At 64.9% G+C, this 16,203-nt stretch carries 16 protein-coding genes and 1 tRNA gene; 4 read left to right on the top strand and 13 right to left on the bottom strand.

Annotation, left to right across the window (positions count from 1 at the left end; genetic code table 11):
* Positions 1 to 21 precede the first annotated feature (21 nt).
* The 4 genes from A0U87_RS19500 (at position 22) to A0U87_RS19485 (ending at position 3,299) form a co-directional block, all read left to right on the top strand.
* Positions 22 to 108, top strand: a tRNA-Leu gene (locus tag A0U87_RS19500).
* Positions 109 to 286: 178 nt separating this feature from the next.
* Entirely contained in the window at positions 287 to 1,516 is a 1,230-nt protein-coding gene (locus tag A0U87_RS19495; protein WP_137405903.1) for an integrase arm-type DNA-binding domain-containing protein, read from the top strand.
* Positions 1,517 to 1,681: 165 nt separating this feature from the next.
* The gene (locus A0U87_RS19490; protein WP_063976660.1) at positions 1,682 to 2,017 is read left to right on the top strand and encodes a helix-turn-helix transcriptional regulator; all 336 of its coding nucleotides are present in this window, start codon (positions 1,682 to 1,684) and stop codon (positions 2,015 to 2,017) included.
* Positions 1,911 to 3,299, top strand: coding sequence for a type II toxin-antitoxin system HipA family toxin (locus A0U87_RS19485; RefSeq protein WP_234781562.1), 1,389 nt, complete (start codon positions 1,911 to 1,913; stop codon positions 3,297 to 3,299). The genes A0U87_RS19490 and A0U87_RS19485 overlap by 107 nt, the downstream gene beginning before the upstream one ends.
* Here A0U87_RS19485 and A0U87_RS19480 read toward each other — a convergent pair.
* From A0U87_RS19480 to A0U87_RS19420, 13 genes are all read right to left on the bottom strand, one after another.
* Entirely contained in the window at positions 3,269 to 3,520 is a 252-nt protein-coding gene (locus A0U87_RS19480) for a helix-turn-helix domain-containing protein (RefSeq protein ID WP_235681935.1), read from the bottom strand. The genes A0U87_RS19485 and A0U87_RS19480 overlap by 31 nt on opposite strands.
* A complete protein-coding gene (locus A0U87_RS19475) occupies positions 3,517 to 3,747 on the bottom strand; it encodes a DUF2274 domain-containing protein (RefSeq protein WP_063976659.1) in 231 nt (76 codons plus the stop codon). The genes A0U87_RS19480 and A0U87_RS19475 overlap by 4 nt, the downstream gene beginning before the upstream one ends.
* Position 3,748: 1 nt before the next feature.
* A complete protein-coding gene (locus A0U87_RS19470; protein WP_137405902.1) occupies positions 3,749 to 4,951 on the bottom strand; it encodes a TrbI/VirB10 family protein in 1,203 nt (400 codons plus the stop codon).
* Positions 4,948 to 5,784, bottom strand: coding sequence for a P-type conjugative transfer protein TrbG (trbG, locus tag A0U87_RS19465; RefSeq protein ID WP_137405901.1), 837 nt, complete (start codon positions 5,782 to 5,784; stop codon positions 4,948 to 4,950). The genes A0U87_RS19470 and trbG overlap by 4 nt, the downstream gene beginning before the upstream one ends.
* Positions 5,781 to 6,608 carry a conjugal transfer protein TrbF gene (gene trbF / locus A0U87_RS19460; RefSeq protein WP_137405900.1) on the bottom strand — a complete coding sequence of 276 codons (828 nt, stop codon included), beginning with the start codon at positions 6,606 to 6,608 and terminating at the stop codon, positions 5,781 to 5,783. The genes trbG and trbF overlap by 4 nt, the downstream gene beginning before the upstream one ends.
* A 3-nt stretch (positions 6,609 to 6,611) precedes the next feature.
* Positions 6,612 to 7,934 carry a P-type conjugative transfer protein TrbL gene (trbL, locus tag A0U87_RS19455; protein WP_137405899.1) on the bottom strand — a complete coding sequence of 441 codons (1,323 nt, stop codon included), beginning with the start codon at positions 7,932 to 7,934 and terminating at the stop codon, positions 6,612 to 6,614.
* A 134-nt stretch (positions 7,935 to 8,068) separates the two neighbouring features.
* Entirely contained in the window at positions 8,069 to 8,824 is a 756-nt protein-coding gene (gene trbJ, locus A0U87_RS19450) for a P-type conjugative transfer protein TrbJ (RefSeq protein ID WP_063976654.1), read from the bottom strand.
* Complete coding sequence (trbE, locus tag A0U87_RS19445) at positions 8,824 to 11,289, bottom strand: conjugal transfer protein TrbE (RefSeq protein ID WP_137405898.1); 2,466 nt, start codon at positions 11,287 to 11,289, stop codon at positions 8,824 to 8,826. The genes trbJ and trbE overlap by 1 nt, the downstream gene beginning before the upstream one ends.
* The gene (locus A0U87_RS19440) at positions 11,283 to 11,555 is read right to left on the bottom strand and encodes a VirB3 family type IV secretion system protein (protein ID WP_063976652.1); all 273 of its coding nucleotides are present in this window, start codon (positions 11,553 to 11,555) and stop codon (positions 11,283 to 11,285) included. The genes trbE and A0U87_RS19440 overlap by 7 nt, the downstream gene beginning before the upstream one ends.
* An 8-nt stretch (positions 11,556 to 11,563) precedes the next feature.
* Complete coding sequence (locus A0U87_RS19435) at positions 11,564 to 11,905, bottom strand: TrbC/VirB2 family protein (RefSeq protein ID WP_137405897.1); 342 nt, start codon at positions 11,903 to 11,905, stop codon at positions 11,564 to 11,566.
* A gap of 3 nt (positions 11,906 to 11,908) precedes the next feature.
* Positions 11,909 to 12,958 carry a P-type conjugative transfer ATPase TrbB gene (trbB, locus tag A0U87_RS19430; protein WP_206366616.1) on the bottom strand — a complete coding sequence of 350 codons (1,050 nt, stop codon included), beginning with the start codon at positions 12,956 to 12,958 and terminating at the stop codon, positions 11,909 to 11,911.
* Positions 12,955 to 13,356 carry a CopG family transcriptional regulator gene (locus A0U87_RS19425; RefSeq protein ID WP_169862280.1) on the bottom strand — a complete coding sequence of 134 codons (402 nt, stop codon included), beginning with the start codon at positions 13,354 to 13,356 and terminating at the stop codon, positions 12,955 to 12,957. The genes trbB and A0U87_RS19425 overlap by 4 nt, the downstream gene beginning before the upstream one ends.
* A 2-nt stretch (positions 13,357 to 13,358) precedes the next feature.
* Positions 13,359 to 15,401, bottom strand: coding sequence for a conjugal transfer protein TraG (locus A0U87_RS19420; protein ID WP_137405896.1), 2,043 nt, complete (start codon positions 15,399 to 15,401; stop codon positions 13,359 to 13,361).
* Positions 15,402 to 16,203: the final 802 nt, after the last annotated feature.

Raw genomic sequence — 16,203 nt, 5'->3', positions numbered from 1 at the left:
AGAGGCGCACTCCTACCCCGTGCCCAGATGGCGGAATTGGTAGACGCACCAGCTTCAGGTGCTGGCGATCGCAAGGTCGTGGAGGTTCGAGTCCTCTTCTGGGCACCAATACTGGCTCTGGATACGTCCAGATAAGTCCAGTAAGCGGCTGGTTTCACAGCATTTCTAGACCGAGAATCGCCAGACACCGTCCGGCGACATCCGGCTGAGAGCACCAGAAACCACCCCCCCTTTGGTGGTTCTTTTGTGGTCCACGGATCGACCCGGCTTTGCTGGGAAAACGACCATGCTGACCTACATCCAGATCAACGCCGCCAAGCCGAGGGACAAGGAGTACGCCCTCTCCGATTCTCAAGGCCTCTATCTCACCGTCCGGCCAAATGGCTCGAAGCTGTGGCGCTTCAAGTACCGTTTCTTGGACAAGCAGAAGACGCTTCATCTCGGAGGGTGGCCGACCATAAGCTTGGCGGATGCCCGCGTCCGGCGCGACGATGCCAAGAAGCTCGTGGCGAACGGGATCGATCCTGCACTGGAGAAGAAGCGCTCTCGCATCGCTGCCAAGTATGCTGCGGCCAACACCTTCCAGGCGGTGGCCGAGGAATGGCTCGTCAAATGCGAGCGGGACGGCCTTGCGAAGGTGACGATCGAAAAGATCGCGTGGCTACTTGCGAAAGCGTACCCCGTGATCGGCAGCATCCCTATCGCGCAGATCACACCGCACGAGGCGCTCGCGGTTCTGCGGAAGGTCGAGGCTACCGGAGCCTATGAAAGCGCGCGGCGGATGCGAAGCGTGCTGAGCCGCGTCTTCCGCTATGGCGTGGCGACGGTTCGCTGCGACAAGGACGTGGCGGCCGATCTGCGCGGCGCTATCGCAGCGCCGAAGGTCAAGCATTTCGCCGCGATCACGAGGCCGTCCGAGGTCGGCAAGCTGCTCCGGGCGATCGACGGCTACAGCGGGCACAAGGTGACGGTCATGGCCATGCGGCTGTCGCCGCATGTTCTTCTCCGCCCCGGCGAACTCAGGCAGGCCGAATGGACCGACATCGACTGGGAAGAGGCGGTCTGGTTCATCCCGGCCGATCGGATGAAGATGCGCCGGCCGCATCGAGTACCGTTGTCACGACAGGTAATCGCGATGCTCAAGGAACTCCACGAGCACACCCACTGGTGGAAATACCTGTTTCCCTGCCTCGGCAAGCCGCGCAAGGCGATGTCGGAGAATGCGGTCAACCAGGGCCTCCGCAAGCTTGGCTACACAACCAACGAGATGACCGCGCATGGCTTTCGGGCGATGGCGGCTACCCTGCTCAACGAGATGGGCCAGTGGAATCCCGATGCGATCGAGCGCCAGCTTGCACATGTGGACACCAATCAAGTCCGGCGCGCCTACGCACGCGGCGAATATTGGGATGAGCGCGTGGTTATGATGCAGCACTGGTCCGACTATCTCGATATCCTACGAGACGGGGGCAAGGTGTTGCAGGGCAATTTCCCGAGTGCTAGCCGGGTAGGATGAGGTGGCTTTCACTCGACGCTTTTAATGGCTGTTGTGGAAGTCACGAAGGGCCTTCGTGGCGGTTATATCAGCCATAGCTTGCAAAGCGAGGCGCATTGGGATAATGACCGTTATATCGGGCGTGGACAGCATTCATGCCTGATGTAACGGTCATCGGAGTTCAATATGGCAGAGCATCTGCGAACATATTCGCGCACCACGGGTGAAGCACTGGCGTTGCTGGGCCGCACGATCCGCCTCGCGCGCAAGCAGCGCCGGATGACCGAAACCGACCTTGCCGCGCGCATCGGGATCGCGCGCAGCACGCTCCAGTCGATCGAAAAAGGCCAGCCCAAGGTCGAGATCGGGCTGGTATTCGAAGCCGCCGCTTTGCTGGGGGTGCCGCTGTTCGTGGATGAACCTTCACGGCTCGCACCCGAAATATCGCGCCTCGACGACAAACTGGCTTTGCTGCCGCAATCGGTCCGCAAGCCCCGGTCGGAGCCGCGCGATGACTTCTGAAGAGGATGCCGGCCTCCCTGCGGCAAAGGAAGCATTCGTCTGGATCTGGCTTCCCGGAGAAGTGCAACCCGTCATCGCCGGCAGGATCGAACGGGATGGCAACGCCCATATATTCACATACGGCCGATCCTATCTGGAGCGCGATGGTGCGATCCCGATCTATTCCCCGGAGCTGGACCTCAAGCGCGGCGCGATCGCGCCTGACCTGCCGCTCGACATGGCCAATTGCCTTCGTGATGGCGCACCGGATGCCTGGGGGCGGCGGGTCATCATCAATCGTCTCACGGGCCTGCAAGGCGCCGCAGCCAACGATATCGATTTCGATGAACTCACCTTCATGCTCAACTCCGGATCCGATCGCATCGGCGCGCTCGACTTCCAGCGGTCGGCTGACAAGTATGAGCCGCGCGAGCAGGACAATGCGACGCTGGAAGAGCTGCAGGACGCGGCGGGCCATGTCGAGCGTGGCGAGCCCATTCCCCCCGGTCTGGAAAAGGCGCTGTTCCACGGCAGCTCGATCGGTGGCGCACGTCCCAAGGCGCTGATCGAGGACGACGGCACGAAGTTCATCGCCAAGTTTTCGGCCTCGAACGATACCTATGCGGTCGTCAAATCCGAATATGTGGCGATGCGTCTCGCTGAAAAGGTCGGCCTCAATGTCGCGCCGGTCCTCCGGACGCAGGCCAACGGCAGGGATGTTCTTCTCGTCCAGCGCTTTGATCGCGCGAAGATCGAGGGAGGTTGGACCCGCAGCGCCATGGTGTCGGCGCTCACCATGCTGGAACTAACCGAGCTTCAAGCCCATTATGCGAGCTATGTCGAACTCGCGCAGATCGTGCGTGCGCGTTTCGTCGAGCCTCGCGAAACGCTGCGCGAGCTGTTCTCGCGAATGGTGTTCAACGTTCTCGTCGGGAACACAGACGATCACGCGCGCAATCATGCTGCCCTCTGGGACGGCAAGGCACTCACGCTGACGCCTGCTTATGACATCTGCCCGCAGGCCCGAAACGGTCGCGAAGTGAATCAGGCGATGGCGGTGATCGCGGAGGATCGGCGCAGCCTACTCGAGCATTGTCGCCTTTCGGCTTCATCCTTCCTGCTAAGCGACAAGGATGCACGCGAGATCGTCGAGCGGCAGACCAGCGAGATCATCGCCGGGTGGGCCGCGGTTTGCGACGAAGCCGAGTTGGGAGAGATCGATCGCGCCTTTCTCTGGCGACGCCAGTTTCTCAACGATTATGCGTTCGAGGGCTATGTCGACGGCGTGCCGGCCGGACTCTGACGCAGGTCGGCCGTCTCGCCAGCGCCCGGGATAACATTGCCCGTCAGCAACTTGAGGCTGCGATACTGCACCAGCGTCGCGCGCCCCACCTTGACGGTCTCGAGATCGCCGGACTGAATAAGCTCATAGATTCGTGAGCGACTAAGGCCCGTGATCCGAACGGCGGTGGAGACCCGAACCGTCAGCGGCTCGATCTTCTTCTCCCATGCGCGCTCGATCATTTCTGACCCCGCCCGCGCGCATCGCGTTCCCGCACGAACACGCGGTCGCTTTCGAGGAATGCAGCCAGCATTGCTGGTACGAGATCGGCGACCGGCTCTTCGACGCCATAGGTCTGGGCGTAGATCGCAGCGTAGCTCTGAAGAGCTGCCTGCAAATCGGAAGTGATCGTGATCGCCAGTTTCACCGGCGTTCGGTCGGGCAGCTTGCCCAGCTTGAGGTCGGCCATGTCAGCTTGCCTTTCCGCGCCACGGCGCAAGGATTAGGTCGCGGATCACCAGCACGCGAACCGGCGCACCCGGCCGGATCGTGATGGTGGGCTGGATATCCAGATTGCGCTGGGTGATCTGGTCGCCGGCCCGCGCCGTGTTCGATTGGGCGGATTCGCGAATCGCCTGGACGAGATCGCTTTCACCTGAGATCGACAGTTCCGAGCCGACCCCGAGCAGAGTGGCGATCGCGACGCCCTTGAGCAGCGTCCAGGTGTGGAAGTCGACCTTGTCGGTCAGACCCGCGTAGCCCGCAGGATCAGTCGCGGGCATGTTGTCGAGCCGGATCGAACCGCCATCGGGCAGGATCAGGCGCTGCCACACGACCAATGCGCGACGCTGTCCGAACGCGACGACGGAATCATATCTGCCGATCAGGCGGGCACCTTGCGGCACGAGCAGGATATTCCCCGTCACCGTGTCGAAGACGTTCTTCGTCACCTGCGCCGTGACCATGCCGGGCAGGTCGGAGTTCAGCCCGGTGATCAGGCTCGCCGCGATGACGCTGCCGGCGAGCAGGCTGTTCGGCGAGACCTGCGCGACCAAACTGCCGGAATTGAGGTCGCCGTCCCTGTCGCGCGCGGACGCGAATTGCTCCTTGCGGGTGCCGGTTGCGGTGGGCGCTGGCGGCGTGCCGGGACCGCCTGCAGACGGATCGACGGCCGGCGAGACGGGAGCAGCACGGCTCGATTGCACCTGCGCCATCAATCCCGATTCCCGCGCGGACTTTAGATCGGCGAGGCGCTGCTGACGTTCGGCTTCGGCGGTATCGACCCGCGCGGGCCGGACCACGCCCTCCGCTTGCTGCTGCGCCCGAAGGATCGGTCGACCGAGATCGCCGGGAAGTGGTGGTCCGAGCTTCGGCGCGTCGCCGTAACTGGACGGCAGGCCGGAGAGCGCGTCGGACGCCGACTTCGACATCGGTTGCGACAGTTCGCTTTCCTGGGCGACCTGCCGGAACACCTGCGGCTTGAGCGCCATCCAGGCGATCCCCATCAGGCTGACCGATCCAAGCGCCGCGATACCGATGATCGCACCCTTGCGGAAGCGGATCGCACGCGCCGGCCGTGAGCGAATGGCCAAAGTCTCGGGATCGAGCTTTGCCGGACCGGACTGGGGCGGAGAGCCCGATGCGGCTGACGCGGTTGCGGTGGCGTCGGTCATGCGCCCCTCCGCTTAGCCGATGGCGCGATCCGGTCGATGCGCACGATCTGCTGCTTCTTGAGACCGAGCCGAAGTTCGGCGGCGTCGAAGATCCGGTCGACGACGTAGAAGCGGCCGCTCAGCCGGTAGTTCACCAGTTCGGCCTTGCCCTCGCGATCGACGAGAAACAGCGGCGGAGCCTCGTTGCTCGCCAGCGATGCGGGAAACTCGACAAAGGTCCGCTGGCCGTCGTCGAAAGCACGCAGCGGACGCCATCCCGGCCTGTCGCCGCTGATTGCGTAGTTGAAGTGAAGCGTTTCGACCGAAAGTCCCGTGGCGACCGGCGCGGCAGCTCGATCGGCTTCCGCCTTGCGTCGGAGCGCGAGCAACTCGTCCTGCGGATAGGTCCAGCGCATCGACGACAGCGCAGTCGCCGCGGTGCTGACCAGCCGGACATGGTAGGTGCGACGGTCCGTCGTCACGACAAGATTGGTGACGAGACCGCCCGAGAAGGGCTTCACCAAGAGATGCGTCCGCTTGGTCTCGCCGGAGCCGCTGGTGGTATCGCCGATCACCCAGCGCGCGGTATCGCCGCTTGCGACCGCTACGAGATTCTCGCCAGGCTGGAGCATGATGTCGGTGACCAACCCGGGCGCGGCATAGACCTGAAAGATCGTGCCCTCACTGAACGGGTAGACCTGCGCCCCGCTTACGAACCCGGTGGACGCCGGCTCGATCGTGGCGTTGCGTGTTGCCGAGCGGACGGTCTTGAGCGGTGATACAGGGCGCTCATGAGCGAGCGCAGGGTACGCGAGGAGCATTCCGGCGATCGCCGGCAAAATGGTAGCCTTCATGGGTTCTTCTCCTGCGAATTGGACAGACTTGGTGCGTCCGACTTGCTGCCCAGCGTGGGATCGAGCGGGGATCCGAGCGGAAGGTTCGGGTCTGGTTGCGGTGCCGGCTTGATCGCTGGCGGCGGGGGCGGGGGCGATGCCGTGTCGAGTTCGCGGCTCCAGTCGATTGCGTCGACGTAGATGCCGAGCGGGTTCTTGCGCAACACATCGGCCGAGGCCGGCGGGCGCGTGACGGTCGTGAGGATGGCCGTCCAGCGGCTGGTTCCAGCCTGCGACCCGCGCTCAAACGCCGTCTCCGTCCACTTTACCTGGAATGACTTGTCCGAGGCGCGAACGACGCTGGTGACCTGCACCGAGACTGTGCGCTCGCCGACATTGGCGAACGGCGATGCCGATCGGGCATATTCTCCTAGGAACTGCGCGCCACGCTTGGTCGTGAAGTCATAGGCTTCGAGCCAGTCACGGCGCATCAGCACGGGGTCGAGCGACACCGATCGGACGTTCGTGATGAAGTGCGAGAGATGCCACGCGACTTGCGGATCGGTCGGCCGGTATTCGACATCGGCAGCCTCGATGGCGCGGGCCTCCCCAAGTCGATCGACCTCGACCACATAGGGCATGACGCGGCTCTGCAAGGATTGCCATGCAAGCCCCGCCGACGTGCCTGCGGTGAGCGCGAGACAGCCGAATGCCATCAGCCGCCAGTTGCGTGACTGCACCCGGGCCGCGCCGATCCGGTCGTCCCAGAGCTGGCCTGCGCGCTGGTAGGGCGTCTCGGGTGGTGGGGTGCGCCCATAGCGCTGCGCACTTCGCTTGAAAAACATGGATTAGTCCCTTTCCTTGATGTCGGGGGTGGCGGACGCGCCGCCGCGATCACCTTGCTGGAGCGTGTGGATCGCGAGCTGGCGACGGTGGCGGCTGGACTGCTCGGCTCTCATCGCGCGTGCCCATGCGGGCGTGCCGCCGGTCTCCCCGCCGCCGCCCGGTCCACCCGAAGACGGCGCCGAAGAACCTTGGGTCGAGTTCTGGTTGAGCCCGCTCCATGCTGCTTGCCGGCCGCCGGCTGCGGCTTCACCAAGAATCAACGATCCGCTGACACGCGACCGCGCGGCGTTCCCGGCAGCGCGCGCAACGCCGCCGAGGCCGGCGCCGACCGATGGGGATGCGGCGGTTTCCTTGCCAAGTTGGTAGGCGGTCGATGCCGCCGACCCCATCGCCGTCCCCGATCGGACCGCGCCCAGCGCCGCGCCGCCAAGTGCGCGGGCACCGCCAGCGGCAGCGCCGCCAGCCAGCATGGTGATGCCGGCCGCGCCAACCGCTGTGCCGAGCGCAGCGCCGGCACCAAGCTGCGGGGCGCCGGAGACCAGCCCTGATGCTATCGCCGGTCCGAAGATGCCGAGACCGAACAGCGACAGGCTGGCGAGGACGAGGCTCATTGCCTGCCCGATGTCCGGCTCCTGGCCCTGGAGCGCGTCGGTGAAGTCGGTGAAGAAGTTGGAGCCTATGCCGACGATGACGGCGAGCACCATGACCTTGATGCCGGAGCTGACCACGTTGCCGAGCACCCGCTCGGCGAGGAAGCTGGTGCGGTTCCACAAGGCGAACGGCACGAGGATGAACCCAGCAAGGCTCGTCAGCTTGAACTCGAGGATGCAGATGAACATCTGCACCGCGAGGATGAAGAAGGCGACGATCACCAGCGCCCAGGCGAACAGTAGGATCATGATCGTCAGGAAGTTGTCGAAGAAGGTCGTGAACCCGACCATCTCGCTCGCCTGTTCGAGCAGCGGCCACGCCGCTGAAAAGCCCGTGCCCGCGAGTCGTCCCGGTTTGAGCAAGTCGTCAGCCGACAGCGTGCCGCCGCCCGCGGTCAGACCCGCCTGTGCGAAGGAGCGGAAGATGATGTCGGCCAGCGTCGAAAAGCTGTTCAGGATGAACGCGAACGCGCCGACGTAGAGGATCTTCTTGAGGAAGCGGCCGATGACATTGTCCTCGCCGCCCATCGCCCAGAACAGGCCGGCAAGCGTGATGTCGATGCCAATCAGCGTCGCGGTGAGAAATCCGACATCCGGACCGAGCAGGCCGAACCCGCTGTCGATGTAGGTGATGAACGCCTGCAGGAAGCGATCGATGACATTGAGGTCGTTCAAGTGCGATTTCCTGCTGGAGCGAAGGGGTGTCGCGGGGCGCAGCTGGGGAGCGGCGCCACGCCCCGCGACGGCAATCGACGGCTAGAGGGGGATGCCGACGACCGCTGACCGGATCGGCTTGCGGCCGCTGGGGGCTAGCGCGGCGTGTAGGCCGATCCGGAACCGAGGAACTTCTTCGTAGCCGCGCGGGCTTCCGCAGCCTGCGTCGCGCGCCGCGTCTGTTCGATCGCCTCGCTGCGGAACTGCGCGGCCATCATGTGCTGGAGCTGGAACTGCTGCTTGGCCGTCAGGGCGAGAATCTGGTTGGTCGCCTGCTGTGCCTGAAGCGACCCTTCTGCGCCCTGGCTGCGCGCGACGATGTCAGCGAGGGCTTCGGTGTCGGTCTGGATGTTCTCGACGACCTGTGCCTGCACCGTCATCGTCTGGCGGAACGCGCCCATGCTGGCATCGAGCCGAGCGCGGGCATCTCGGACGCGGGCATCGGTCCGCAGCGCTGACGAGAAATCCTGCGGGAACAGCGACTGGAACTTGTCGTCGAGCTGATCGACCCGGAAGTCGATCGCCTGCGCGCGGCCCATCAGCCGGTCGATCTCGGCCAGCTTCTGCTTGAGGGCTTCGAGCTGCGGGAAGTCGATGCGGGTGAGGTTCTTGCCCATGTTGACCAGCATCTGCGCCTCGTTCTGAAGCTGCTGGATCTGCTGGTTGACGCTCTGCAGGGTGCGCGCGGCGGTCAGGATGTTCTGCGCATAGTTGCTCGGATCGAACACCACGCCGCCAAACTGCGCATGGGCCGGCGTCGCCGTCATCGTGACCACGCCCATGCCGAACGAGGCGACGGAACCGAGGCCGAGAACGGCCGCAATCAGGTGCTTTCGGGTGGGGATACGCATTACTCTTCTCCTTCTTGGGGGGCTGAGGGAACGGGAGCAGTTGGAGCGGGGAAATCGGCGGCGAGATCGGCAGCCCAGGCGAGACCCGCGTCGCGCAGGAAGGCTTCGGCGAAATGCTTGCGGCCATGTTCGGCGAGCGCGGCATCGATCCGCGCCTGCGCGGCCGGATCGGAAGAACCGCACAGCGTCAGGGCGACGGGGCCGAGCCCCAGTTCGAACAGCCGGTTGCCGCGCGCGGACTGGAGGTAATAGTGCCGCTTGGGGTTGGCTCTCGCGATCAGCTCGATCTGCCGGTCGTTGAGGCCGAAGCGCGCATAGATGTCATGGCCCTGCGGCTCGATCGCGCGATCATTGGGCAGCAGGATGCGTTGCGGGCAGCTCTCGATGATGGCGGGCGCGATCGCCGATCCGGCAATGTCGGCAAGACTCTGCGTTGCGAACAGCACCGCGACGTTCTTCTTGCGCAGCACCTTCAGCCACTCGCGGATGCGTGCGGCGAACAGCGGGTGGTCGAGGAAGATCCAGGCTTCGTCGAGGATGAGCAGGGTCGGCCGGCCGTCGAACCGCTCCTCCAGCCGGTGGAAGAGATAGGTCAGCACCGGCGCGACCGCTCCGGTCTGGCCCATCAGCGCCTCGGTTTCGAAACACTGGACATCGGCCAGGGCGAGTTGTTGTTCGGCTGCATCGAGCAGTCTGCCGTGCGGCCCTTCGAGCGTGTAGGGCTGGAGCGCGATCCGCAGCGCGTTCGACTGGAGCAGCAGCGCGAGCCCGGTCATTGTCCGCTCCTCGCGCGGTGCCGATGCGAGGCTGCCGAGCGCAGTCCAGACCGCGTCCTTCACTTCGGGCGTGACGGGCACGTTCTCATGGGTGAGCAGCGCCGCGATCCACTCCGCCGCCCAGCTACGCTCGGCCGCATCGTCGATATTGGCGAGCGGCTGGAAGGCCAGTGCTTCGCCATCAGTATCCGCCGAGCCCAAGGCATGATGCGCCCCGCCCATTGCCAGCACCGCAGCCCGAGCGCTGTTCCCCTTGTCGAAGATGTAAACCTGCGCGCCAGGGTAACGGCGAAACTGGAACGCGATCAGGCTGAGCAGCACCGATTTGCCCGCGCCCGTCGGCCCCACGAGCATCATATGACCGACGTCGCCGACATGGGTGGAAAGCCGGAATGGGGTCGAGCCAGCCGTCTTGGCGACCAGCAGCGGCGGGCCGTCGAGATGCCCGTTGCGCACCGGCCCTGCCCATACCGACGATAGCGGCATTAGGTGGGCGAGGTTGAGGGTATGGACCAGCGGCTGCCGGACATTGGCATAGACATGCCCCGGGAGCGACGAGAGCCATGCCTCGACCGCGTTCACGGTTTCGCGCACGCAGATGAAGCCGAGACCGTTGACGACCCGCTCGACGGCGCGAACCTTGTCCTCGACTGCAGCGCGGTTCCGATCCGTCACAGTGATCGTGGTAGTCAGATAGCCAAAGGCGACATGGTCGCCGCCGAGCGCCTGAAGCGCGAGGTCGGCATCGACCACCTTATTGTCGGCGTCGCTGTCTAACAGTTGCGCCGGCGAGTTGTAGAGCACCTCGCGCAGCAGCGCGGTGACCGACTTGCGCTTGTTGAACCACTGTCGCCGGAGAGAGGTCAGCGTCTTGGTCGCCAGCGTCTTGTCCAGCGCGATGAAGCGCGTGACCCAGCGATAGCCGAAATCCTGATGGTTGAGCGCGTCGAGGATGCCGGGACGGCTCAGGCTCGGGAATCCGAGGATAGTGAGCGTCCGGACTTGCAGCTCACCGAGCTTCGGCTCCAATCCGCCGACCAGTGGTGTGTCGGCAAGGATGCCGTCGAGATACATCGGCGTCTCGGGCGCCACGACCGGGTGTCGACGATCCGAGATCGTGCCGTGGAGGAAGGTCAGCGTCTCGCCGTCGTCGAGCGGGCGCACATCGGCCATGAAACCCGAGAGCAGGTCGAGCATGCGGTCGGTTTCGGCGATGAAGCTTTGCAGCGCACCGCGCCAGTCGCGTGTCCGATCACCGTCGGGGCGCTCGACGAGCGAGCGGCCAGCGCGATCGGTGGTGTCCGCAGGCGGCAACCAGGTCAGGGTCAGGTGGTAGCGGCTCTCGAAATGCGTGCCTTCGGCCTCGAACGCCGCCTGCCGCTCGCCATCGACCAGCCAGCTCGCCGCATCGGGGAAATCACTGTCGGGATAGGCCAGCGCCTCGCGACGTTCCGCGTCGAAGAACAAGGCCCAGCCGCTGCCGAAGCGCTTCAGCGTATTATTCGCCCGCGCGCAGGCGGCGACCAGTTCGGCTTCGGTCGCGGATTCGAGATCCGGACCACGGAAGGCCAGCACCCGAAGGAAGCTGCCGTCCTTGCTCAGCACGACACCCGGCGCCACCAGCGCCGCCCACGGCAGATGGTCGGCAAGGCGTTCGGCGCGGTCGCGATATTCGCGCAGGCTCAGCATGCAAAATATCCCTTCTGGCGGATGTGGCGGAGCAGGACGGGCGCGAAGCTCGGGTCGCGGCGCGCGGCCATCACGGCGATGCTGTGCCCAACGGCCCAGAGCAGCAGCCCGGCCAGCCATTGCTGGAGGCCGAGACCGACCGCCGCCGCAAGCGTCCCGTTGACGATCGCGAGGCCCCGCGGTGCGCCGCCGAGCAGTAGCGGCGAACCCAGCGAGCCATGGATCGGCACTTCGTAGCCGGCGATATGCTGAGCTCCGGAGGACATGGGGCCGGTCACGAGATCAATGCTCCGCCGCCGAAGCTGAAGAAGGACAGGAAGAAACTCGAGGCGGCGAAGGCGATGGAGAGGCCGAAGACGATCTGGATCAGCCGCCGGAACCCGCCCGCACTCTCGCCGAAAGCGAGCGTCAGGCCGGTCACGATAATGATGATAACGGCGACGATCTTGGCTACCGGGCCCTGCACGGATTCCAACACCTGTTGCAGTGGTTCTTCCCACGGCATGCCGGATCCGGCCGCCTGGACCTGGGTGGCGAGCGTCAGCGCGAGGCTGATCGCGCCGCCGAGAAGCGACGAGCGGTTGGCGATGCGGCGGGGAATGCGGGCAAAAGTCATGGGTCAGGTCTCCTTCGGGCTAGACTGGGGCAGATTGGGCTTTGGGGGATTGGGCTTGGGAAGATCGGCGAGCGCGTAGGCGCCTGTGTCGGGGTCGAGCCCGGCGACACGCGCGATCATGGAGACGCGGCGGTCGATGCCGCGCCCGGAGATGAAGACGATGATGTCGATGGCCTCAGCGATCAGCTGGCGCGGCACGGTGACGACCGCCTCCTGGCATAGCTGTTCTATGCGGTAGAGCGCGGCGATGGCGCTGTTGGCGTGGACGGTCGCGATCCCGCCGGGGTGACCGGTGCTCCAGGCCTTGAGCATGTCGAGCGCTTCGGGACCGCGGACCTCGCCGACCACGATGCGGTCGGGACGCAGGCGCATGGTCGAGCGCACCAGCTCGGTCATCGATATGTGCGGCGGGCGGGTGCGGAGCGCCACCGTATCTGGCAGCGGGCACTGCAGCTCGCGCGTGTCCTCGATGAGGATCACGCGGCTATCGAGCCCCGAATGTTCTGGGGCCATCTCGGAGAGCAGCGCATTGGCGAGGGTCGTCTTGCCCGAGCTGGTACCTCCGGCGACGAGGATGTTGCAGCGCTGGGCGACCGCGGCACGCAGGGCGTCCGCCTGGACCTCCGACATCAGCCCATCGGCGATATAGTCGTCGAGCGTGTGCAGCCTCGTGGCAGGCTTGCGGATCGAGAAGCAGGGTGCCGACGACACGGGGGGCAGCACGCCTTCGAAGCGCTCGCCGGCGCGGCCCTCGATATGCGGCGGCAACTCTGCCGATAGGATCGGGTGATCGGCATGGACCTCGGCCCGGACATGGCTCGCCACCAGCCGAATGATCCGCTCGACCTGATCGGGCTCGATGCGGACCTCGGTATCGATACGGCCTTCGCCAAGACGATCGAGCCGCAGCGCCCCGTCGGGGTTCACCATGATCTCGGTGACTTGGCTGTCGCGCATCGCGGCAGCAATGTCGCTGCCCAGCGCCGTAATCAGCATCCGGCGACGGCGCTCAGCCGAGATTGCCGGCCCTGCGGTGGCTGGGCGGCCGCTCATTCGCCATTCTCCGAAGAACCAGCCAGGGTGCGCCGCCCGGTCGAAACTTGCCGACCGACCTGGGTCACGAAGGCTTCGAACCTCTTGGCTCCGAGCGCCCGGCCCGCCTGGTCGTTTTCGGCCAGCGGCGTCTGGATCGCGAGTTCGAACCGGATGAAGAGGGCGAGCGTCTCGAGGATCACATAGGTGTCGCGATCGACCCGGCCGATCGCCTGCGTAAGCCGGTCGAGGCGAATCGCGAACCGATCCTCCAGCTCCGATGCACCCCGGCGATTGAGCCAAGCCGTGACTGCATCGACGAGGATGGCCGACTTGCTGGCGCCGGGCCTGGCGGCAAGCGCTTCCAGCCGATCGGACACCGACTTGGGCAGGAACAGCTGATGGCGGATCTTTTCCATGATCAAAATCCCAGCTGGAGGTCGTCGGGGCGACTGGAGGCGGCATCGAGGCCGTAGACCGTGCGCACGGTGCCGAGCTGCTGCACCCGATCCATGGCGCGGCGCTCGGCAGCCTGATCGCCATCGTCTTCGCCAAGGCCCAGTGGGTCGGCGACCTCCGGCTCGAGGACGACCGCAGGTTCGATGTCGTGCGCGGGGTGACGAGCCTGTTCGAGGCCGCCGGCGTCGGCGCCTTCATCGGCGTCATTGCCTTCGGAGAGGCGAATGTCAGCACCGCGAACCTGCCCAGCCCAGTCATCCGGGCGAGCTGCCGGAAGGTCACGATAGGCAGCTCCATCCAGTATCGGTGCAGGCAAGAGCCGCTCCGTGAACCGGCGATCCTCGTAATAGCGCAGCTTCTTCACGCGTATCGGGGGGTGCCCGGAGATCAGGACCAGCCCATCGGTGGGCGCAAGCTGCATCACCTCGCCGGGCGTCAGCAGAGCCCGCGCCGTCTCCTGGCGGCTGACCATGACGTGCGCGAGCCAGGGCGCGAGCCGATGCCCCGCATAGTTGCGCATCGCGCGCTGTTCGGTCGCCGTACCAAGCGCGTCCGAGATCCGCTTGGCGGTTCGCTCGTCGTTGGTCGCAAAGGCGACGCGGACATGGCAATTGTCGAGAATGGCGTTGTGCTCGCCATAGGCCTTCTCGATCTGGTTCAGGCTCTGCGCGATCAGGAAGGCGCGCACCCCGTAGCCTGCCAGGAAAGCGAGACTCGTCTCGAAGAAGTCGAGCCTTCCCAGCGCCGGGAATTCGTCGAGCATCATCAGCAACCGATGTCGGCCTTGTGCGGTCTCGCCGTCCTTGCCGACGCCGTGCAATTCCTCGGTCAGCCGGCGGCCGATCTGGTTGAGGATGAGGCGAACCAGCGGCTTGGTGCGGCTGATGTCGGACGGCGGCACGACGAGGTAAAGCGAGATCGGATGCGCCGCTCCGACGAGATCGGCGATGCGCCAGTCGGAGGCGGCAGTTACTGCCGCGACGGTCGGGTCTCGATAGAGGCCAAGAAACGACATGGCGGTCGACAGCACGCCGGAGCGCTCGTTCTCGCTCTTGTTGAGTAGTTCACGGGCGGCAGAGGCGACCACCGGGTGGACCTGCGGTACATCTGGCGTACCGAGATGGTTGGTGGCCATCATTCGGCGCAGGGTGGCGGCAAAGCTGCGTTGCGGGTCGGAGAGGAAAGTCGCGACGCGCGCGAGCGTCTTCTCTTCTTCGGCGTAGAGGACATGGAGGATCGCGCCGACCAGCAGCGAATGGCTGGTCTTCTCCCAGTGGTTGCGACGTTCGAGCGCCCCTTCAGGATCCACCAGGATGTCGGCGATATTCTGGACGTCGCGGACTTCATTCACCCCGCGCCGGACCTCGAGCAGCGGATTGTAGCGCGCCGAGCGAGCGTCGGTCGGATTGAACAGCAGGCAGTGCGAGAAGCGCGCGCGCCAGCCGGCGGTCAGCTGCCAGTTCTCGCCCTTGATGTCGTGGACGACAGTCGAGCCGGTCCAGGACAGCAGGGTTGGAATGACAAGGCCGACCCCCTTGCCCGACCGGGTGGGCGCAAACGCCATGACATGTTCGGGCCCATCGTGGCGCAAGTCATCGCGGTCGATGCGCCCCAGCACGACGCCGCGCTGGTCTAGGAGCCCGGCACCCTTGATGTCCCGGCGCGTTGCCCAGCGGGCCGAGCCATAGGTGGTCAGGTTTTTGGACTGGCGCGCACGCCATACCGAACCGAAAATCGCCGCGCCGCAGCTAACGAAGCCGCCAGCGGCTGCGATGGCACCGGCCTTGTCGAAGACGACGGGCGCATAGGCGTCGAACGAAAACCACCAAGGAAAGATCGACCAGGGATGATAGATCGGCTGGCCCAGCAAGACGAACCAGGGGGCTCCAAGCTCCGGCTGATAAGCGAGCTGCGCTGCCGCCCATTGTGTCGCTGTCCAAATGCCCGCGATGATGATCGCCAGCACTATGATGAGTTGTCCAATGAGTAGTTTTGTCGGGGTCATGCGGGCCTCCGCCCAGGTCTGGGAACTGACCGCGGGCTAGGGCATAGGATCGCAAAGGCATGGCTAAGGCGTCAGGGCATCGCTAGTATCGTGAGGCATCTCCTCGCGGTCCCCAGCGACCGGCACCTGTCCGGCGCTATGTTGGGGAAGGCAAATCGCACTCGCAGTTTGTTACCTCACGGTGATCGATGGCGTCATTCCGGCCCGCTGACGGCCAATGCCCGTGCCGCCTTCGATGCGAAGAAACGGGGGCACGCCATTCGTCGTGCTTGGAATCTTAAGCGCGGAAGTCGACGATCCCGTCTGATCCATGCCGATCACCTCTCGTCGAATTGCTTTATGCATGGGGGTGCGACAATCTTGATGCGCTCGATCAGCTTGGGACCAGATCGACGAGCAGGCAAAACTGACGTCCTTGGCCACGGATTGATTTAGGTGATAATCATGGTCGCGGCTCCGGAAGCGTCGTAGCGCTAGTCGACCTCTTCCAAGACTGCGGGACATCTCTGTTGGGCGATCCCAGCGAGCCATCAAGATCGACCCAAATCAGACTTACGGGTGCCGATTTTCCGCTCGCAGGGCGGTAGGTCCGCTTTTCTGAATTTGGATGCCCAAGATGGCCGGTAATCGAAGGTCGCGTTTGGGACCTGCGTGCGGGCATAGCTGACGCTCACGCAGGGTCGGCTGCCGACCAACTCAAGGCGTTCCGGAGAACGGACTTGAATGACCGCTCCTGCCCGAACCGACCATCCTCGGTTCGTTGAGCGGCCCGGCGGAAGTGCGCCCATCCTTGCCGCTCAAC

This window comes from Sphingobium sp. MP9-4 (genome assembly GCF_005281675.1).
Taxonomy (GTDB): Bacteria; Pseudomonadota; Alphaproteobacteria; order Sphingomonadales; family Sphingomonadaceae; genus Sphingobium; species Sphingobium yanoikuyae.
Note: the sequence above shows the minus strand (reverse complement) of the source record. Positions and strands in the feature narration are given on the sequence as shown.